The organism is Paenibacillus sp. FSL R7-0345 (genome assembly GCF_038595055.1).
In the GTDB taxonomy this organism is placed as follows: Bacteria; Bacillota; Bacilli; order Paenibacillales; family Paenibacillaceae; genus Paenibacillus_AQ.
Genome location: NZ_CP152002.1, coordinates 6,138,778 through 6,158,312 on the forward strand (window position 1 = coordinate 6,138,778; position 19,535 = coordinate 6,158,312).

The 19,535-nt window shown below is 53.2% G+C and carries 16 protein-coding genes and 1 riboswitch; of the genes, 7 read left to right on the top strand and 9 right to left on the bottom strand.

The window, feature by feature from the left end; genetic code table 11:
• Window positions 1-40: 40 nt before the first annotated feature.
• Both NST84_RS26590 and NST84_RS26595 read right to left on the bottom strand, forming a co-directional pair.
• Window positions 41-577 carry a hypothetical protein gene (locus NST84_RS26590; protein ID WP_342563070.1) on the bottom strand — a complete coding sequence of 179 codons (537 nt, stop codon included), beginning with the start codon at window positions 575-577 and terminating at the stop codon, window positions 41-43.
• An 88-nt stretch (window positions 578-665) separates the two neighbouring features.
• Entirely contained in the window at window positions 666-1,172 is a 507-nt protein-coding gene (locus NST84_RS26595; protein WP_342563071.1) for a DUF948 domain-containing protein, read from the bottom strand.
• 187 nt (window positions 1,173-1,359) lie between these two features.
• On the opposite strand from NST84_RS26595, the gene NST84_RS26600 reads away from it, so the two are divergent.
• A complete protein-coding gene (locus tag NST84_RS26600) occupies window positions 1,360-1,527 on the top strand; it encodes a DUF1328 domain-containing protein (RefSeq protein WP_042180844.1) in 168 nt (55 codons plus the stop codon).
• A 318-nt stretch (window positions 1,528-1,845) separates the two neighbouring features.
• A complete protein-coding gene (locus NST84_RS26605; RefSeq protein ID WP_342563072.1) occupies window positions 1,846-2,223 on the top strand; it encodes a hypothetical protein in 378 nt (125 codons plus the stop codon).
• 228 nt (window positions 2,224-2,451) lie between these two features.
• Here the strand turns inward: NST84_RS26605 and NST84_RS26610 are convergent, their stop codons facing one another.
• Both NST84_RS26610 and NST84_RS26615 read right to left on the bottom strand, forming a co-directional pair.
• A complete protein-coding gene (locus NST84_RS26610; RefSeq protein ID WP_342563073.1) occupies window positions 2,452-3,531 on the bottom strand; it encodes a C40 family peptidase in 1,080 nt (359 codons plus the stop codon).
• A 209-nt stretch (window positions 3,532-3,740) separates the two neighbouring features.
• Entirely contained in the window at window positions 3,741-4,610 is an 870-nt protein-coding gene (locus NST84_RS26615; RefSeq protein ID WP_342563074.1) for a cation diffusion facilitator family transporter, read from the bottom strand.
• 140 nt (window positions 4,611-4,750) lie between these two features.
• Here NST84_RS26615 and NST84_RS26620 point away from each other — a divergent pair, with 140 nt between their 5' ends.
• Entirely contained in the window at window positions 4,751-4,936 is a 186-nt protein-coding gene (locus NST84_RS26620; protein ID WP_068729748.1) for a hypothetical protein, read from the top strand.
• A gap of 115 nt (window positions 4,937-5,051) precedes the next feature.
• Here NST84_RS26620 and NST84_RS26625 read toward each other — a convergent pair whose 3' ends face one another.
• Entirely contained in the window at window positions 5,052-6,677 is a 1,626-nt protein-coding gene (locus tag NST84_RS26625) for an ATP-binding cassette domain-containing protein (protein WP_342563075.1), read from the bottom strand.
• A gap of 120 nt (window positions 6,678-6,797) precedes the next feature.
• The gene (locus NST84_RS26630; RefSeq protein ID WP_342563076.1) at window positions 6,798-7,793 is read right to left on the bottom strand and encodes an MBL fold metallo-hydrolase; all 996 of its coding nucleotides are present in this window, start codon (window positions 7,791-7,793) and stop codon (window positions 6,798-6,800) included.
• A gap of 160 nt (window positions 7,794-7,953) precedes the next feature.
• Here NST84_RS26630 and NST84_RS26635 point away from each other — a divergent pair, with 160 nt between their 5' ends.
• The 4 genes from NST84_RS26635 (at window position 7,954) to NST84_RS26650 (ending at window position 13,307) form a co-directional block, all read left to right on the top strand.
• Complete coding sequence (locus NST84_RS26635) at window positions 7,954-9,087, top strand: virulence factor (RefSeq protein ID WP_342563077.1); 1,134 nt, start codon at window positions 7,954-7,956, stop codon at window positions 9,085-9,087.
• Window positions 9,088-9,187: 100 nt separating this feature from the next.
• A riboswitch (Lysine riboswitch) is annotated at window positions 9,188-9,402 on the top strand.
• Window positions 9,403-9,560: 158 nt separating this feature from the next.
• Window positions 9,561-11,021 (top strand): amino acid permease, encoded by a 1,461-nt coding sequence (locus NST84_RS26640; protein WP_342563078.1) that lies wholly within the window; start codon window positions 9,561-9,563, stop codon window positions 11,019-11,021.
• 337 nt (window positions 11,022-11,358) lie between these two features.
• Window positions 11,359-12,264: a lipoyl synthase gene (gene lipA, locus NST84_RS26645; RefSeq protein WP_342563079.1), complete on the top strand. Its 906-nt coding sequence runs from the start codon at window positions 11,359-11,361 to the stop codon at window positions 12,262-12,264.
• Window positions 12,265-12,434: 170 nt separating this feature from the next.
• Complete coding sequence (locus NST84_RS26650) at window positions 12,435-13,307, top strand: biotin/lipoate A/B protein ligase family protein (RefSeq protein ID WP_342566532.1); 873 nt, start codon at window positions 12,435-12,437, stop codon at window positions 13,305-13,307.
• A gap of 167 nt (window positions 13,308-13,474) precedes the next feature.
• Here NST84_RS26650 and NST84_RS26655 read toward each other — a convergent pair whose 3' ends face one another.
• The 3 genes from NST84_RS26655 to NST84_RS26665 all read right to left on the bottom strand — a co-directional run bounded on the left by NST84_RS26655 (window position 13,475) and on the right by NST84_RS26665 (window position 19,430).
• Window positions 13,475-14,614: a transglutaminase domain-containing protein gene (locus tag NST84_RS26655; RefSeq protein WP_342563080.1), complete on the bottom strand. Its 1,140-nt coding sequence runs from the start codon at window positions 14,612-14,614 to the stop codon at window positions 13,475-13,477.
• A 588-nt stretch (window positions 14,615-15,202) separates the two neighbouring features.
• The gene (locus NST84_RS26660) at window positions 15,203-17,584 is read right to left on the bottom strand and encodes a glycoside hydrolase family 95 protein (RefSeq protein WP_342563081.1); all 2,382 of its coding nucleotides are present in this window, start codon (window positions 17,582-17,584) and stop codon (window positions 15,203-15,205) included.
• A gap of 100 nt (window positions 17,585-17,684) precedes the next feature.
• Window positions 17,685-19,430: an ABC transporter substrate-binding protein gene (locus NST84_RS26665; RefSeq protein ID WP_342563082.1), complete on the bottom strand. Its 1,746-nt coding sequence runs from the start codon at window positions 19,428-19,430 to the stop codon at window positions 17,685-17,687.
• Window positions 19,431-19,535: the final 105 nt, after the last annotated feature.

The following is a 19,535-nucleotide window of genomic DNA, read 5'->3' on the forward strand; positions in this document are numbered from 1 at the left end:
CTGTATGTTATTTAACCTTAACCGCAGCTTATGAAACACCTCAGGAAGCATTTGCATCAAATAAATCAATTCCGTCCCATTCACCGGTTATTGAATTGCGGTAAATCTTAAGCGCTGCATTTCCTCTTATATAAACATCACCGTCTTCAGCGATAAAATCCGGATAGCCCAGCAATTCACGCACATTGTCATCAGCCGGGTTCAGTATAACCTCATTCAGCTTCAGACCGTATAATCCGGCCTGGGCCGGAGAAACATGAATGTAGGTAACCATCCCATCGCATATACCTGCTGTCATATCGGCATACTGATATTCCAGACATTCCTGCCAAGGGTCAGGCGTAATATTCAGCGGTGTGCCCTTAGTGAGCAGAAGTTCTTCCACAGGCGCATACAAAGCCGCTCCGGCCATTGAATCAAAGCTGTCCATATAACGGTCCAGACTCAGACCCTGTTCAAAAGCAAGGACTGCTTCGGGCTGCATTGTGAAGAAATGGGCAGGAGCCTGCACCTGCTGCTGCTCAGAGGGAGTAAGATAAGAGGAAAACAGGCTAAACAAAAGAATGATGACGTTCATAAGACCGTCCCGCCTTTCATAATGTGCACCGGTGCTGTGTTAATGGGACTTTGATTTTAAGGTTACATTTTGAACGCTGAATGAAGGATTAATGACGGAATTTCTGCCAGATTGCAGCTGCGGCATCTATACCCTTCAGCGCCACTCCTATTTTTCCCGGCGCTTCTTTGGCGTATGCAGCGTCATAGGATTTCACCGTACGTTCTTCTGCCGGAGACAGCGGCTTCTCATCGATTGACACAGCCCCTGCCTTCTGCTTCAGCTCACGGGACTTGCGGTATTTCTCAATCACTGTAACTGAAACCTGCTTGACAGTCAGTGTCAGCTCGTTCATAACATCGCCGAGATTTTTGACGGAATCGACAATAGGATCAATCTTCTGGATTTTACCCTGCACATCTGCAGTAATATCATTGGCATGCCTTACGGTTGTCTTGATCTCGTAGGTAAGCTCATCTACTGTCTTCTGCACTTCCTGCAGAGTCTGGCTGACTTTGTCGAGGGATTCCTTTGCTGAGTTCAATGTTTTAATTAAAAAGAAGACGAGTACGGCGAATGCGACAGCAACCAATGCTACGCTAAGTTCAATGATCATTTCAAAAACCCCTTCCAAGTCATAAAATGTCGGCTTGCCCTGCCTTGTTACTGCATAGTTACCCTCACGCCTAAAGCCCGAAACAGCCTGTCAAGCGCCTTAAAGACCAGAGCGGGCCTTCATGTTTCAAAGCGGAAAAGCCCGTTTAAAAATGGACTACACCACCCGACAGAAAGGATGACTTCACATGCTGAAATGGTCGGTAATTCTGCTGGTGATCGCACTCATCGCCGGTGTGTTCGGATTCTTTAATATCGTAGGAGCGGCAGTCGGTATCGCCAAGGTTTTGTTCTTTATCTTCCTGATCCTGTTCATTGTCTCCCTCTTTACCGGACAGCGCGGAAGGTCAATGTAATCATATCCAGCCGGAATATTAACTTACTGAATGTTAGATCGGTGAGCCTTGCATAACATAATGGTGCTAAACCCGGAAACTCCGCTAAGGAGCTCCGGGTTGTTTTATGTACGGATTATTTTTATGTACGAAATGTCCTCTGCCACTAATATCCTATTCCCGCAGCAGATCGTATAGGCCTTTCCCGCCCTCAAATGAATTTTAAAGTTTTATCTGGACGGCTGGTTCACTGCCTCCCCTTTTTGTTTACATGCATATTAGCACAGTTCAAACATGGAAAAATCCGCTAACCCAAACCCACACTAGGAGGAATTACAGATGAAAAAATTAGCCAGTTTTACCGTAGCAGTAGGTCTCATGGCATCCATTGCAGCATCGGCTTCAGCGGCAGAAGTTACCGGTACAACAGAAGGAACCACAACAGTTACTGGAAGCACTTACAATGAACAGTTCGAAACTGTAATTACTCCGGCGGACATCAAACCGGCGACTCCAATGATTATTTTGACAAAAGCAACTCCTTTCCATTTCTCCACATCCAGCTTGACTCCGGCCGGCTGGCTCAGCGCGCAGACCATTGATACAACCGGCGCTGTGATGACCGATGCCTGGGGCAACGAATGGAGAGAGATTTACACCTGGATGGGCAAAGCATGGATCAAGGTTCCTGCTTCCGCCTACGTAATTACTCCATAATATCTGCATCTGCCGAATCCGGATCATGCCCCGCCAGGGCATATATACAGCAGCCTATGACCATCCGGTCTTATGGCTGCTGTCTTGCTTTTTACGATAACACAAAAAAAGGACTATCTCAGCAGAAGAATTTCTGCAAAAGAGATAGTCCTACAATCAACCCGTCTTTGTTCACCCGTCACAAACCTTGTACTGCCAGCGCTTCCGCACGTATATCCTCCACTATAATCAGCGGATGACCGAACCTCCGTAAAGGAACCGGTTCGTCCAGGACGAGCTAAGATTATCCACTCTTACACCGCCGGAAGATACAGAATACGTATGCAGAATTTTCCCGTCTCCGAGGTACATTGCCACATGCGAGATCCGTTCTGAAAATCTGTCCACTCCTGCATAGGCAGAAGCCGAGCTGCCCTGATAATCCATGAAGAACATCAGATCGCCGCGTTTCAGACTGGAAATATCAGTAACTGTGGTGCTGTTTTCACGCACCCAGGTTCCCTGCTGCCGGGAATCGGCCGGCAAGGTTAAATTGAGCGCATCCTTAAACATTTGGCGGATAAAATCCGAGCAGTCAAAGGTGCTTGTATTACTTCTGCTGGAGCCGAATTCATACGGTGTCCCCAGATATTTCATGCCTGCTGCAATGACATTGTCTATAACAGCTGACTTTGCCGGTGCAGCCGGTGCAGTTGGTGCTGGCGTAGGAGCCGGAGCCGGTGTAGGAACCGGTGTAGGAGCTGGTGCCGGCGCAGCCGGCGCCCCGTCCAGCCGGATATACTGATCAGCCGAGCTGGTATAGCCGATAGTGCCGTTGGTAGTCTGTACTCTGTACCAGTAGCTATTGGTTTCTTCTAAAATAACCACCGGATCACCTGCACTCAGATAACCCAGCACTTTTCCGCTGGTTGATGGTGTTTCACGCAGCCGGACACTCGCCTGAATAACAGCCGTCTGTACAGCAGGTGTTACCGCAGGTGCGGAAGCTACGCTGATGTACTGGTCGCCCGAGCTCGTATATCCGACTTCACCGGAGGCCGTTCTGACTTTATACCAGTAGCTGTTGGTTTCTTCAAGGATAACTACTTGATCGCCTTTAGCTAAATATTTAATCACACTGCCGCTTGTAGAAGGGCTCGTGCGCAGACGAACCGAAGCTTGAATAACGCCTGTCAGCGAAGCAGAAGCCGTTACAGATGGTGCCGATTGTGCGGCGAATGCCTGCTCAGGACTGAACACTCCCCAGGATAATGCAATTGATGCCGAGACCAATAACGATGCTGTTAGCTGTTTATGTGATCTTATCATAGCGTTCCCCCGCTTATGCAAAGATGAGAATTCAACAACGGCGCGCGCTATCATTGTTGCTTTCTGCCCTCATTATAGGTGCAGGCGGGAATTGGAACATGCTTCTATTCTCACAAATAAACTTGCCAAGTTATGGTAAGTACCGGGTCTATAGTCTTGATTTCTCCTTGGATTTGGTGGAAATTACAGCTAATTAGGAGCAAACTCTCTTAGCTTTTGGGTTCGACATGAACATGCACATTCATGATGTTATGCCTGCTGCTCATAACCTCTTCAATGGAGTCGCTGATCCGGTGGCCTTCTGTCACACTAATGCCGGCATCGACCTCCACAACGACATCGACCAGCACATAGCTTCCATGAACCCGGGCTTTGATATCCTTAATCCCCTCTACTCCCGGAGTCCGGGCAATGGTACTGCGCAGATCCAGCAGCCTGGCCTCTTCAAAGCCGTCAGTCAGCCGGTATGTGGCATCGCGGAAAATATCCCAGGCTGTCTTCAGGATAAGCAGGCCCACAGCAACTGCAGCGGCAGAATCGATCCACGGCAGACCGAACTGTGCACCGACAATCCCCGCTGCCGCACCGATACTGACCATGGCATCGGAGAAATTGTCCTTGGCGGCAGCCATCAGGGCACCATTATTGATCTGCGTGGCTAATCTCTTGTTATATATATATACCCCCATCATCGCCGCTGCACACACCACCGCTACTGCTGCTGACCAGAGCTCCGGAACTGCCTTGGCTCCTTCAAAGAGCGAACGCACAGCTTCAACGATAACCTGTATACCCACTACCGCCATGATAAAGGACGCCAGCAGGGCGGCTATGGTCTCAGCCCGGAAATGCCCGTACGGATGGTCGGAATCAGGCGGCTTCCGCGAAATCCGCAGCCCGACCAGCACCGCGGCTGAGGCTACAATATCCGTCAGGTTGTTGAAACCGTCGGCCAGCAGGGCGCTGGAGCCGAATAAATAGCCGCTGACCAGCTTGAATGCGGACAAGACCAGATAGGCGGCAATACTGACCATCGCCCCGCGTTCACCTTTGCGTATATCCTCATAAATATCGGCCACCGTCTGACACTCCCTATTGTTTAAATTTGTTTGCCCGACCTGCTCCGGCAATTGATTTCTTGAATTATTCTTGCCCTTGTGGCGGGATTTAAAAACAATTAAAATGAGGAATAGGACTTGCTTCATAAGGGGGTAACATAATGAGCGAAAATACCGAAAAGCCGAAGATCAATCTGGCAGATGCCATCCGTCAGAAGCTGGAGCAGAAGAAACAGCAGAATTCAAACAAACCGGGCTCGTCGTTTCAGGCCGGCTCAGCTAAGCCGCTGAAGAGCCAGAACAACAAAAAGCCTAACAATCAGCGCCGCCGCACCGGCGGCTCCTAGGACTTTAGGTCCTTAGGGGTGTAACTTCATAAGGTAACATAAACGGCTGCGTCATCCTCAAGGGATAACGCAGCCGTTGTGTTATGAACATCAACCGTTCATTTTATGCATTCCATTATACTTCGACTGGATACATGCGCTGGCGCAGTTCCTTAATTTCCGGATTCTCCAGATACTCATCATAGCTCATCGAGCGGTCGATTACGCCGGTAGGCGTAATTTCGATAATCCGGTTGGCGATGGTCTGAATGAACTGATGGTCATGGGAAGTAAAGAGAATGGTTCCGTCAAAATCAATCAGCCCGTTATTGAGCGCAGTGATCGATTCCAGATCCAAGTGGTTCGTCGGCTCATCGAATACAAGCACGTTCGCGCCGTTCAGCATCATTTTGGCCAGCATACAGCGGACCTTTTCTCCCCCGGACAGCACGCTTGCCTTCTTCAGCGCTTCTTCACCGGCAAACAGCATCCGGCCCAGGAATCCGCGCAGGAAGGTTTCATCCTGATCCTTGGAGTACTGGCGCAGCCATTCCACGAGGTTCAGGTTCACACCGTCGAAATAGCTGGAGTTGTCTTTCGGGAAATAAGCCTGGGTAGTTGTTACGCCCCATGAGTATTCACCGCTGTCGGCTTCCTTCTCGCCCATCAGAATATCAAACAGCAGTGACTTCGGCTGGGAATAAGGGCCGACAAAAGCAATCTTGTCGCCTTTGTTCACTACAATGCTGAATTCATCCAGCATTTTCTCACCTTCAACTGTCTTGCTCAGGCCAGTAACCGTAAGCAGCTGCTTACCGGCTTCGCGTTCCGGCTTGAAGTTGAGGAACGGATATTTACGGTTGGACGGACGGATATCGTCCAGTGTAATTTTTTCCAGCTGCTTCTTACGGGAAGTCGCCTGCTTGGATTTGGAAGCATTGGCCGAGAAGCGCTGGATAAACGCCTGCAGCTCCTTGATCTTATCTTCCTTCTTCTTGTTGGCATCACGCTGCAGGGTCTGAGCCAGCTGGCTGGACTCATACCAGAAGTCGTAGTTGCCGACATACATCTGAATTTTGCCGAAGTCGATATCCGCAATATGCGTGCAGACCTTGTTCAGGAAGTGACGGTCATGGGATACCACGATAACAGTACCTTCATAATCCATGAGGAAGTTCTCCAGCCAGCCGATGGATTCCAGATCCAAGTGGTTGGTAGGCTCATCGAGCAGCAGGTTGTTCGGACGGCCGAACAGGGCTTGAGCAAGCAATACCCGGACCTTCTCGTTGCCGCTGAGTTCGGCCATCTTTTTGTCGTGCATTTCACGCATAATGCCCAGGCCGATCAGCATTGCTGCTGCATCCGGCTCGGCATCCCAGCCGTTCAGCTCGGCGAATTCACCTTCAAGCTCACCGGCGCGCAGGCCGTCAGCTTCCGTGAAGTCGCTTTTGGCGTACAGGGCATCCTTCTCCTTCATAATTTCATAAAGGCGGGTGTGACCCATAATTACCGTTTCCAGCACCTGATATTCATCGTACTCGAAATGGTTCTGTTTCAGGATTGCCAGACGTTCGCCCGGAGTGATATGCACATCCCCGATATTGGCTTCAATCTCGCCGGACAGGATTTTCAGAAAAGTAGATTTACCGGCACCGTTCGCCCCGATCAGGCCATAGCAGTTTCCTGGTGTGAATTTTATGTTTACATCTTCAAAAAGTGCGCGTTTTCCGTAGCGGAGTGTTACGCCGCTTGTGCTAATCATTAAGCATTACCATCCTTTTCACTTTAGGGTTTCGGCTCATTATAGCATAAAATCAAGGCAAATAGCCCGTAAGATCACGTTGTTCGTGCGGTTTTGGCATTAAATCCCTAAGCAGGCCCCTTATTGCCCCGAATAACGCTCCTCCGGATGCACAATTAATGTCTCTCCATAACCCAGAGTGCGTATCCGTTCGGGGCTGATCCCCTGGGCCTTGCGGGCCAGCTCCATCCGGTCCAGTGCCTCCCGCGCCGTATCGTCGGCCAGCCGGAAGGTGCCGAAATGCATCGGAATCATCATTTCCGCACCTACATCCAGAAAAGCCTGTACTGCTTCCTCTGGATTCACATGCTGCGAGCTCATGAACCACTCCGGCTCGTAGGCACCGATCGGCATCAGGGCAATATGCAGCTTGAAGCGGCTGCCGATATCTTTGAAGCCCGGAAAGAAGCCGCTGTCTCCGGCAAAATACAGGTTCGGCGGCAGCTTGCGCTTCTGCCCGTCCTTCCCCCCTTCCGGATGCTTGCCCGGCTCGGCAGGCTGAAGCACATACCCGCCCCAGTGGGAGCTGTTGGTATCAAAAGGCGTCCGCCGGGTCCAGTGCTGGGTCGGCACAAAGGTCAGCTTGACCGGTCCCAGGATAAGCTCCTCCCACCAATGCATCTCATAGCAGTTCGGAAAGCCCTTGCGGAGCATTTTCCGCTTGAGGCCGGCCGGTACAACTATTTTGGTAGCCGCCTTATACAGCTTGCGTATCGACGGGAAATGCAGATGATCATAATGGGAATGCGAGATCAGGATCAGATCCACCGGCGGCACCTCGTTCAGGGGAATCCCCGGCTGGCCGATCCGTTTCTCGAATCCGAGCCGGCGCGCCCAGATCGGGTCGGTAATAATGTTCAGACCCTCATATTGCATGAAAAAGGTGGAATGCCCGATCCAGGTTATCGTCGTATCCAGCCGGTTTCCCGTTAGATAGGTCAGCTCCGGCGGATAATTCGGTACTTTGTAAGTGTAGTCCTTCTGTTTCGTCCGGCGCTCCTCGCGCCACTGGCGCAGTTCCTTTAGCGTTTTGTCCACACCGACATTATCAATATTGTTATATCTTATTTTAGCCATAACGGCATCTCTCCTTAACAGGATTCAGTACAAATTTTACCCATTTTTGTGCCTGATTAAGCTGCCGGGGCAGGCTCCCGTTTTGTATTCCGCCCGTATTATGATGTAAAATGCGGATAAAGACTACGGTGCCTGTACCGATTAAAGGGGAGCTAAACGTATGAAGATTACATTTATTGAACCGACTCCAAGTCCAAATACGATGAAGCTTCATCTGGACGAGAGCTTAGAGCCCGGCATACGCCGGACGTATACACCGGAAAGTGAGCGCAGCGCCCCTGCCTGGGCGCGGGATATGCTGAGTATTTCCGGCGTGACCAGCATCTACCACGCCGCTGATTTTGCCGCCCTGGAGCGCAAGGGCAGCGCCGACTGGGCAGCGATTCTCCGCGAGGTGCAGAGCCGCTTTGGCGCTGACGGCCTGAGCGCGGAGATTAATCTGGAGGATGAGAATGCCGGTGCCCACTTCGGGGAATCGCAGGTATTCGTCCAGATGTTCCGCGGCATCCCGATCCAGATCCGCGTGAAGACCGGCGCGAATGAGGAGCGCATCGCCCTCTCCAGCCGCTTCACGCAGGCGGTGACCGATGTGGCCAGCGCTGTGCTGATCAAGGAGCGCAAGCTCTCCGATTACGGCGTGCGCTACGGCGAGCCGCCGGACATTGCCCGCGAGGTCGAGCAGGAGCTGGAAGCGGCGTATCCGCAGGAACGCCTCGACTCCCTCGTGCAGCAGGCCATCGCGCACGGGGCCGCCGGCGAGTTCGTCGAGCAGCGGCAGAAGAAGGAGCAGGCCGAGCTGCTGCGAGACCTGCAGGATACCGACTGGCGCGTGCGCTACGCCGCGCTGGAGGATCTGGCGCCAAGCGCAGAGCTCCTGCCGGAGCTGCGCAAGGCGCTGCACGACCCCAAGCTGCAGCTGCGCAGGCTTGCGGTCGTGTACCTGGGCGACATCCGCACGCCGGAGGCGATGGAGCTGCTCTATGAGGCGATGGCAGACAGTGCTCCAGCCGTGCGGCGCACGGCCGGGGACACGCTGTCCGACATCGGCGATCCGTCAGCGACGCCGGTGATGACGGCGGCGCTGACGGATGCCAGCAAGCTCGTCCGCTGGCGGGCGGCGCGCTTCCTCTATGAGGTCGGCACCGCCGAAGCTCATGATGCACTGGCAGCTGCGGCCGACGACCCGGAATTCGAGGTCGGGTTGCAGGCCCGCATGGCGCTGGAGCGGATTGCTTCCGGTGAGGAAGCGGCCGGCACCGTCTGGCAGCAAATGTCGGAGCGCCGCCGTACCTGACACGCAGCTGCCGTATTTTGTTATTGCGTGAGTCTTAGGTGTTGCATTATACTAATTCCTGTTGTGTTCATATTGTATAAAGATAGCCTCATCATACCTAAGATGAGGTAGAGGTCGCGAATATTATAAGTAAGCGTGCAGAGGCGTTAAGAGCCGCCTGTGAAGCCGCCGAAAGGAATATCCGCCGAAGTCAGCGCCGCCGCTCCTAAATGCGCCGTTGACTGGGGCCGTTGCCGAACAGGCACGGAACTGTCACAGTGTACCGCAGGCCGCAATTGCCTGCCGGATTCTGCACTGTGTTGCGCTATCTTAACAGGGAGTATGATGCGGAGCCGTATTTTCAGGAAACCGCAGATCCGTCTGCGGTTTTTTTGCGCCTACAGGATTTGCCGCCCTCATGTGTGAGGGCGGCTTCGTATACCACTCCCCTTCATGAACAGAAACACGAACCTTCAGAAGGAGTGTCCATTTTTATGCAAGCAACACAAGACAACCAGCAGCCGGCACTGCGCAAAACCTTCAAAGCCAGACACTTGACGATGATCGCCCTCGGCGGCTCGATCGGAACCGGACTGTTCCTGGCCAGCGGCGGCGCGATTGCCTCCTCCGGCCCGGGCGGAGCGTTGCTCGCTTATGCTGCGGTCGGCCTCATGGTGTACTTCCTGATGACCAGCCTTGGCGAGCTGGCTACCTATCTGCCGGACTCCGGTTCCTTCAGCACTTATGGCACCCGGTTTGTCAGCCCGGCTTTCGGCTTCGCCATCGGCTGGAACTTCTGGTACAACTGGGCGGTGACCATAGCAGCCGAACTGTCTGCGGCCACCGTCATCATCAAGTACTGGTTCCCTGAGAGCTCCTCCACCCTATGGAGCCTGCTGTTCCTGGTTCTGATGTTCGGCCTGAACTTCCTCTCCTCCCGCGGGTACGGGGAATCGGAATACTGGTTCGCGATCATCAAAATCATCACCGTTATCGTCTTCTTAGTTGTAGGCGTGCTGATGATCTTCGGTATTATGGGCGGCGAGCGGATCGGCTTCAGCAACTTCCAGCTCGGCGGCAGCTCGTTCCACGGCGGCTTCTTCGCCTTCGTCGGCGTCTTCATGGCTGCCGGCTTCTCCTTCCAGGGAACCGAGCTGGTCGGCGTCGCCGCCGGCGAGAGCGAGAATCCGCGCCGCAACGTGCCGATCGCAATCCGCCAGGTATTCTGGCGGATTATGATCTTCTACATCTTTGCCATTCTTGTCATCGGCATGGTGATTCCTTACACGAATCCCGACCTGCTGCGCGGCGGCATCGACGACATCGGCGTCAGCCCGTTCACCATTGTCTTCAACAAAGCCGGACTGGCGATCGCCGCTTCTGTGATGAATGCCGTTATCCTCAGCTCCGTGCTGTCGGCCGGCAACTCCGGCATGTATGCCTCCACCCGCGTCCTGTACGCGATGGCCAAGGATGGCATGGCGCCGCGTGCGCTGGGCAAGCTGAACCGCCGCGGCGTGCCTGTCGGCGCCCTGCTGGTAACTACAGCAGTTGGCATGCTTGCCTTCCTCGCCTCGTTCTTTGGCGACGGTGCAGTGTACAACTGGCTGCTTAACGCCTCCGGGATGTGCGGCTTTATCAACTGGCTGGGCATTGCCATCTGTCATTACCGGTTCCGCCGTGCTTTCGTGAAGCAGGGCCATTCACTGGATGAGCTGCCGTACCGGGCTAAATGGTTCCCGTTCGGCCCGCTTTTTGCCTTCGCACTCTGCATGATTGCAGTCCTCGGCCAAAACATGGGCGCTTTCACCGGCGGCAGCATCGACTGGTACGGCGTAATGGTCTCCTATATCAGCCTGCCGCTGTTCCTGCTGATCTGGGCCGGCTACCGCTGGTTCAGACCAAGCCGCCTCATCCCGCTCAAGGATTGCGATCTCAGCACCCATGCGGATTAAGCCCTCGTTCAGCAGCTGAACTATTTACTACATTAAAAAGGATGCCCCCGTTGCCTCTGTGGCGCGGAGCATCCTTTTTTTGTTTATCGTTCAGCTTACATTCCTTTCTATGTTTCCCAGTTGTACTCCAGCTGACAGAATGTCTAGCCAGTCTGCAAGACGTCATGATTCAGAAAAAATTTTCTTAAAATTGTTACGAATATTTCTTGCGTTGTTCATGTGCCAGGCGGTAGACTATGGTAAAAATAAGCATAGGCTTCTATCAGTCCTATGTCCGATGATTTCACAGCATGGCAAGCAGAAATTATTCATTACATTTGAATATGGGAGGCTGACAATGCAGAAGGCAAGAGAACGTAAACCCGATTGGCTTAAAATATCACTCACTACGGGGGACGGTTATAAAGAGATTAACTCGATGATGCGCGGCCGCAAGCTTCACACGGTCTGTGAAGAGGCAAAATGTCCGAACATTTATGAATGCTGGAGTCAGCGGACAGCGACCTTCATGATTCTGGGGAATATTTGTACACGCGCCTGCCGGTTCTGCGCCGTTACCTCGGGTTTACCGACGGAACTTGATCTCGAGGAGCCGCGGCATGTGGCACAGTCGGTCAAGGAGATGGGACTTAAGCATGTCGTTATTACTTCCGTTGCCCGGGATGATCTGAACGATCACGGAGCTTCGATGTTCGCTGCAACAATTACAGCGGTGCGTGAGAGCAATCCACTGACGGACATCGAGGTACTGATCCCGGATTTAGGCGGGGAAGTGAACCGGCTTGCTCTCGTACTGGCGGCGAAGCCGGATGTTTTGAATCATAACCTGGAAACCGTAAGCCGGCTGTCGGACAAAGTGCGGGCGAAGGCGAAATACCAGCGATCTCTTTCTGTGCTGCGCCTTGCGAAAGAGCTGCGTCCGGAGCAGACGACGAAATCCGGCATGATGGTCGGGCTGGGTGAGACGAAGGAAGAGATCATCGAAGCGATGAAGGATTTGAGAGCTGCAGGCTGTGACATTCTGACGATCGGTCAGTACTTGCAGCCTACACTCAAGCATATTGGGGTCGACCGCTATTATGAACCGTCAGAATTCGCTGAGCTGAAGCGGGAGGGACTGGCGCTGGGCTTTGCACATGTCGAGGCGGGTCCGCTTGTCCGCAGCTCCTATCATGCCCGGGAGCAAACGGAGAGCGCGAAATCGGCTGCTGCGGGTACGGAAGCCGCTGTGCTTGAGAAATGAGCAGGGATTCCGGTCTAGAGATAGCTGGCGTTATTTAAGTTCTGACGAAGGGAGTACCCGGCGATGCGGTTAGACAAGCATAAGGCGGATATAGACAAAGTTAAACTCGACGGTACTTCACTTTATTATGATGCGAAAATCGGTGCCGGCAAGCTGGAGGCGGGGATATGATGACGATGTGGAGGTTTGTACATACAGGAAACCGGACGCCTGCGGAAAACATGGCGATCGACGAAGCGATGCTCACCGCACACGAGCGGGGTCTTGTCCCGCCCACGGTGCGATTCTATGGATGGAATCCAGCGACATTGTCCATCGGCTGCTTCCAGCATGCCGCCAAGGAAGTGGACTTCACTGCGCTTCGAGAGTACGGCCTGGGGTTTGTGCGGCGGTCGACCGGCGGCCGGGCTGTGCTTCATGATCAAGAGCTCACCTACAGCATCATCGTATCGGAGAACTATCCCGGTATTCCGGCAAGTGTAGTGGAGGCATACCGCGTGCTAAGCATGGGGCTGCTGCTCGGTTTCCGGAAGCTGGGTCTGGATGCACATATGACGGGCCTGGAATCTTCCCGGACACCTACCTTGGCAGATTGGCAAGTAGAGGATTCCCGGCGTGGAAACAAGCCCATGTCGGCGGCTTGCTTCGATGCGCCATCCAAGTACGAGCTTGTAGTCGAAGGCAGAAAAATCGCGGGAAGCGCTCAAATGCGTTCCAAGGGAGTCATTCTGCAGCACGGCTCCATTCTTCTCGAGCTGGACTCGGATCTTCTGTTCAATGTCTTGAACTTCACCGATTCTGAGGACAAACAGCGGATGAAGAAGATTTTTGAGCGCAAAGCGGTTGATATTAATTCATGCCTGCGGCGGAAAGGGGACTCTCCGGTGACTATCCGTAATTTGGAGGAAGCCTTTCATCAAGGTTTCGCAGAAAATTTGGGTACGGAGCTCATCCCCGGGACATTGACTGACTTCGAAATTGAACTGGCCAACCGGCTTGCTGAGGAGAAGTATGGTGCCGACAGCTGGAACCTGAAGAAGTAAAGGATAATTATCTGCATGCAGTTGTGGAAATTAACTGCACTTGTATTCCCGTACCGTGTAAACCCGGTACGGGAATTTGTTTTGATGCACTTTTGCAATACATAACAACTGATTGCTGCGTTCCTTTCGCATCAGGACAGCAACCGCATGGGAGAGCCCCTCCATTGTTATTTCCAGGTAACATAGACCTTGAGATCACCGGTATTCTCAAAAACAGAGCTGGTGTACGCAAGCTGGTCCAGCCCAAGTGCATACAGCGTCTGCAGATCATTCTTCAGCAGCTTCTCGCTTCCCCGGTAACGGAACAGCAGCGATTGCTTGCCGGAAGCAACAGCGGCTCTCGCCAGCGACTGCAGCTCTGAGGCTGTGCTCACAACTTCATTTTCCTCATACAGGCTGTAATTCAGCTGCTCCTGCAGCTGCTTGAACACGGGTACTCCCGTTCCGCCGCGGCTGACCAGTTCGGACAGCGTCTGGGCATAGCTGACCGATGCGGCAGGATAAGATTTCGTCCAGCTGTGGTCACGGCGCATCTGCGAGTCCGTTCTCATGTAGTATGCCGTGCTGACTTCTCCTTCGATGCCTGGCACCGGATCATCCCAAGTCGTATCCAGATGGTACCAGAGCCCGTTCAGCTGAACAAGATTCCAGGCATGGGATTGTCTTGCCCCTCCCGCCGGCTTGGCAGTACCCTCGACGATTTTATTCGGGATCCCTGCGCCGAGCAGCAGCTTATAGGTAAGCAGAGAATAACCCTGGCATACGGCGCTGCCGGTTGTCAGCCCTTCATAAGCAGTGTATTTAGTATACGAATTATCGTATTTCAGGTTCAGCACCACCCAGTCATGTATAGCCTTGATTTTCTGGTGGTTGTTCATGCCCGGCTTGATTATTTTCTGGAGAATGGCTTTTACCTGCTGATTGACATAAGCGGTCTGCTGCTGTGTCTCCCGGTATTTCACCTGCACTGTCACATTAGCAGACTGGCCGTTTTGTTTATATGAAAAGGCATAGCTGTCAACAATGTAATACAAATAAATATCACTGGCCATTGCCTGGTCAATCGCACTCTGTACCTGTGCCTTCAGCTTGTTTGTCTTCCCCGTATATTTAAAGGTGATCGTCTCCCGGCGGTTGCTCATTGCCCCCGTCAGCTTCTGCGTCATCTCGCTTACCGATTGAAGCGAAGCGGATGCAGCAGCCGCATGGACCTGCCCCCAGCCGTAGTACGCCGCCGGCGGCAAAGCTGCAGACAGCAGCATTCCCCCGAGTAACGCCTTCATCAGCGACATATGTTTCTTTCGCATGTTTTCCCCCTTGCCTCCTGCTACCTTCCAATGGCTGTGGCATACAGTAGAGCATAGTTTGTACTCCTACTCTATAGTAGATGCCTGAAAGTTCTTCTATACGACCAGAATCTTAGTAAACTCAACTGCTTCGTCCTGCTATGCTATATCCTGAAGCACTATTACCATTTTATCTCAAATTAAAAGTATATACTATTATTATCGGACCGGAAAGTCCGTGAGATAAGGTTTTACGAGGGAATAGTGCCCTGCTGCCAGCAGAATTTGGACCACTGCTATAATACGTATGCAGGAAAATGGATACAAGGAGGTTTACCGCTATGACTAATACACCCGGCAAAAAGAGAGCCGACTCCGCCTCACGAGTTATCAAAGCATTACCGATCCAGCAATCCAGGGTAAGACCTCGGAACAGACTGACGTCGTAAAGGGGAAGCTCCTGGAGCTTGTATAGCTGCTCAATCTAGTTCGAAGTCCCCACTGCTGCTTACCACCGGCTTTATTTCATCGAAAAAAAATGGCTCCCCGCAGCTTACTCTGCGCTGGGAGCCGTTGTCTGCTCACACTATTTCATCCCGGGTAATTCTTTTACCCTTCATTAACAGTCACGCGGTAGACTTCCCCGCTCTTAACCTGAAGCGGCTGATCCGCTGCGGCCAAGCTGCCGTCCGGCAGCTGAATCTTCAGCCCGCGCGCATAGACGATCCGGCATTCCCCGTCACGGGATGCGGTGATGCTCGCCGATACCAGCGCATGGTCCTGCCATACAAGCTCCAGCTCGTAGCCGCCGCGCGCCCTGATTCCGCTGATCCGGCCATCCTTCCATGCCGCCGGCAGAGCCGGCAGCAGGCGAAGCTCGCCCAGATGGCTCTGCAGCAGCATCTCAGCGATCCCGGCAGCCGCGCCGAAGTTCCCGTCAATCTGGAACGGCGGATGGGCGTCGAACAGATTAGGGTAGGCCGAGCGAGTCAGCAGTGTCCGCACGAAGCTGTGAGCCGCCTCCCCGTCCCGCAGCCGGGCGTACAGGTTAATCAGCCAGGCACAGCTCCAGCCGGTATGCCCGCCTCCTGAAGCAATCCGTTTCTCCAGCGTCCGGCGGGAAGCTTCGACCAGCTCCGGAGTATCCTGCTCATTAATCATCTCCCCCGGGTACAGCCCGTACAGATGGGAAACATGGCGGTGCCCCGGTTCTGCTTCAGGGAAATCCTCGAACCACTCCTGCACACGCCCGTCCGCAGTGATGACAAGCGGGGCCAGGCGCGGCAGCGTCTGCTCCAGCTGCTGGCGGAAAGCCTTATCCGTATCCAGAAGCTGCGCAGCTTCCAGGCAATGCCCGAACAGCTCCCGGATCAGGCTCATATCCATCGCCGAGCCCATCGAGACACTGCAGGGTTCCCCTTCTGCGGTTACAAAACGGTTCTCCGGCGAGGTTGACGGACTGGTCACAAGCAGGCCGTCCGGCCCTTCGACCAGCCAGTCCAGCGCGAACAGCGCTGCACCCTTCATCAGCGGATAGGCCGTCTCCTGCAGAAAGGCAGGATCAGGGTTATACGCGTAATGCTCCCAGAGATGGCGGCTCAGCCACACGCCGCCCATCGGCCAGAACGCCCAGCTGGCATCGCCGCCGGACGGCACAGAGCTCCGCCACAGGTCCACATTGTGGTGGGCTGTCCAGCCGCGCGCTCCGTAATGGACCGCGGCCGTTCTGGCTCCTGTCTCACTCAGCTCGCTGATCAGATCCATCAGCGGCCCGTGAAGCTCGCTCAGATTGCCGACCTCGGCCAGCCAGTAATTCATCTGCGTATTGATATTAGTCGTATAATTGCTGTTCCACGGCGGGGTAACATGCTCATTCCAGATCCCCTGCAGATTGGCGGCCTGCGAGCCGGGACGCGAGCTGCCGATCAGCAGATAGCGGCCGTACTGGAAGAGCAGCGCTTCCAGCGCCGGGTCTTCCCCGCCGTCCTTATATGCAGCCAGCCGCTCATCTGTTGGCAGCTCAGCCGCCTCGCTCCACCCGAGGTCAAGCTCCAGCCGGCGGAATAGTGCCTGATGGTCGGCGGTATGCCGCTGCTTGAGCACTTCGTACGGTACAGCGGCAGCCGCCGCCAGCCGCTGTTCGCAGCTCTCTCCCGGGCTTAGCAGCCCAGCCGGGCCTGCACCGCTGCTGCTCTTCAAATGTGCCGTCCGGCTCTTCACCTGCTCATAGTCCGTTGCAGCGGCCAATATCAGCTGCACCTGGTCTGCACCTGAAATAATCAGCCGTCCATCTGCTGCTTCAAGGCTGCCGCCTGTAGCAATGACCTGCATATGCAGTGCGAAAGCGATACCCAGTCCGTCCTCATATTGAATGGCGTAAGGGTGATCCCGGTGATAATTGTCGGCAATATGCGTCGGGCAACGGCCTTCCAGCACCAGTGAAGCTGCTCCCTGCTGCTTCACCGTATGCTTGAGCGGGCTCGAAAGGCTCAGCTCCAGGTCCAGGCCGCTGCCAGCCTCGCTCGAAAGCCGGACAACCATCACGCCATCAGGCGCACTGATCAAGGATTCGCGGGTATACCGGCCAGCCTCTGTCCGGAAGGACACGGTAGACACTCCGCTGTCCAGATCCAGCTCCCGGCTGTATTCCGCACAGCTCTCCGCATCCGGCTGCTTCAGCAGCAGATCGCCAAGCGGCATATACGCCTGGCAGTTTACGCCGAGCATCCGGCTGTTAACAAGCTGTTCCGCCCCGGTATAGTTACCCGCTGCCACCAGCTCACGCGCCTTTTTCAGATAGCGGAGCGCCTCGTAGTTGTTCGTATCCCGGGGAAATCCGGACCATAGGGTATCTTCATTTAACTGGAACCGTTCCTCAGCGGTACCGCCGAAGACCATTGCGCCCATATGCCCGTTACCAAGCGGCAAAGCCTCTTCCCACACTGCTGCCGGCTGCTTGTATTTTAACTTCCATGCCTGCTCCTGTTTCACGGCCCTCACCCTCTCCCGTCTTCCGTATAGGTGCAATATACAGCAAAAGACCCGGACAAACACCGGGTCCTTGCTGCTTTATTACAGTAGTTACTTTGGCTTAAAATTCTTTGCCTGTCCACAGGGATACTCTCTTTTTCACGAGCTCAGTGAATTGTGCTTCCATATCCTCAGCGCCTGCTTTGTCCAGCTCGGCAAGGAATGAATCGTATACCTTGTCGAAGTCAGCCGGTTTGGACAGGATTGCTTCCGGAATACGTTTGCGGATGATATCTTGAGTTTTCTTGTAGATTACTTGATACTGGCCGTCAGTTGGAACTGGCAGGTTGTAAAGCGCGCCGGTTTCCTTCACAGGGAATTCATCTTCTTTAGGGAACAGATCTTTCCAGGTTGTAGCTTTATAAGCCGCGAGTGATTCTTTCTCAGCATCGGAGTAAGCAGCTACAATTTCATCAGGGAAGGTTGCAGTGTAATAGTTGTCAGTAGAATCCTTCACTCCGTCGCCATAACGTGCGCCGAAGATCAGATACTGGCCGATACCTGTTTCTTTCTGGAAGTTAGCAACATCGTTAGCTTTTCTGTCGGAAATCTCAGCCGGAACTTCACGTTTGCCTTCTGCATTTACAGTGTAGTGCTTGCCTTCTACACCCCAGCTTCTCAGGATCTGGCCTTCATCGGAGGACATCCAGTCCAGCCATTTGATGATGCGGACAGGGTCTTTAGCTGCAGTTGTGATTGCCAGGCCGTAGCCGTCGATACCAGTCTGCATGAAGGAGTGATCTTTATACTCTTCGCCCATGGTTACTGGGAAGTGAGCATAAGTGTACTCATCTTTGCCGGCTGCCTTCAGAGCATTTTCACCGTCAGCATATTCCCATTCCTGGGAGATCAGGCCGAGTACGCGGCCGCTCGCCACTTTAGCTTTGTATTGGTCGTCTTTCTGTACAAATGTATCTTTATCCAGCAAGCCTTGGTTGTACATCCCGTTCAACCAACGGAAATATTCTTTTTCTTCAGGACGTTTGTAGTGAAGCTTTGCTTCATAAGTTTCCGGATCTACAAAGTATTCACCGTCATCCGGTGCACCAGTTGTTATGAAGGCAGGGTTTGTAACCGTGATCATGATCTTCCAGTCATCGGCATTCAGTGTCAATGGAATAGTCGGCTGGCCGTCTGTTTCCGGATGCAGAGCTACGTAATCCTTCAATACTTTTTCATAATCTGCGAGTGTTTTCACTTCAGGATAGCCCAGCTCTTTCAGAACACGGTGCTGAATCTCGAATCCGCCTGTAGCATCAAAGGAGGACTGGCCTACACCCATGTTGGTAGGAATCTGATAGATGCTCTGGTCATCCAGGCTGTATTTCAGACGGTTCATGTTTTCGCCGTATACCTTTTTGAGGTTCGGAGCATATTTATCAATCAGCTCGGTCAAATCGATAATCAGGCCGGCATCCACCAGGGTGCTCAGATTACCTTTTGCAAAGATCAGATCAGGTACCTCGCCGCTGGCAGCCATCATAGGAATCTTCTGGTCGCCGCCGCCGCTGCCGACATCAAATTCAGCATCAATCGTTACACCGGTCTTTTCAGTGATCACTTTACCTACATCATCCTGCATATTGTTCCAGTTCGGACTTGCATCCCCGCCGAAGAATGAGATTGTAAAAGGGCTTGTATCCATTGCTTCATCTGCAGCCTGGTTTGTTTCTGTGTTGTTACCGGTATCAGCCGGCGTATTATTGGCAGTATTGTTGGCAGCGTTGTTGTTGCCGCCACAGCCTGCGATCAGCATAGAGCTCAAAAGCATGAGTGTAAAAGCAGTTTTAATGCCTTTGCTTTTCATTTGTTATCCCCCTCAAAAATTTTGTATGTTCTTATTATGCATATCAGGCTTAACCTGAGTATACCGTTGTTAGCGCTTGCAAAATCAATATAATAATAAATTCTG

Excerpts from the sequence above, each read along its gene's own strand:
- NST84_RS26590 (WP_342563070.1), bottom strand. The coding sequence starts at position 577 with ATGAACGTCATCATTCTTTTGTTTAGCCTGTTTTCCTCTTATCTTACT.
- NST84_RS26595 (WP_342563071.1), bottom strand. The coding sequence starts at position 1,172 with ATGATCATTGAACTTAGCGTAGCATTGGTTGCTGTCGCATTCGCCGTA.
- NST84_RS26600 (WP_042180844.1), top strand. The coding sequence starts at position 1,360 with ATGCTGAAATGGTCGGTAATTCTGCTGGTGATCGCACTCATCGCCGGT.
- NST84_RS26605 (WP_342563072.1), top strand. The coding sequence starts at position 1,846 with ATGAAAAAATTAGCCAGTTTTACCGTAGCAGTAGGTCTCATGGCATCC.
- NST84_RS26610 (WP_342563073.1), bottom strand. The coding sequence starts at position 3,531 with ATGATAAGATCACATAAACAGCTAACAGCATCGTTATTGGTCTCGGCA.
- NST84_RS26620 (WP_068729748.1), top strand. The coding sequence starts at position 4,751 with ATGAGCGAAAATACCGAAAAGCCGAAGATCAATCTGGCAGATGCCATC.
- NST84_RS26625 (WP_342563075.1), bottom strand. The coding sequence starts at position 6,677 with ATGATTAGCACAAGCGGCGTAACACTCCGCTACGGAAAACGCGCACTT.
- NST84_RS26630 (WP_342563076.1), bottom strand. The coding sequence starts at position 7,793 with ATGGCTAAAATAAGATATAACAATATTGATAATGTCGGTGTGGACAAA.
- NST84_RS26635 (WP_342563077.1), top strand. The coding sequence starts at position 7,954 with ATGAAGATTACATTTATTGAACCGACTCCAAGTCCAAATACGATGAAG.
- NST84_RS26640 (WP_342563078.1), top strand. The coding sequence starts at position 9,561 with ATGCAAGCAACACAAGACAACCAGCAGCCGGCACTGCGCAAAACCTTC.
- lipA (WP_342563079.1), top strand. The coding sequence starts at position 11,359 with ATGCAGAAGGCAAGAGAACGTAAACCCGATTGGCTTAAAATATCACTC.
- NST84_RS26650 (WP_342566532.1), top strand. The coding sequence starts at position 12,435 with ATGACGATGTGGAGGTTTGTACATACAGGAAACCGGACGCCTGCGGAA.
- NST84_RS26655 (WP_342563080.1), bottom strand. The coding sequence starts at position 14,614 with ATGCGAAAGAAACATATGTCGCTGATGAAGGCGTTACTCGGGGGAATG.
- NST84_RS26665 (WP_342563082.1), bottom strand. The coding sequence starts at position 19,430 with ATGAAAAGCAAAGGCATTAAAACTGCTTTTACACTCATGCTTTTGAGC.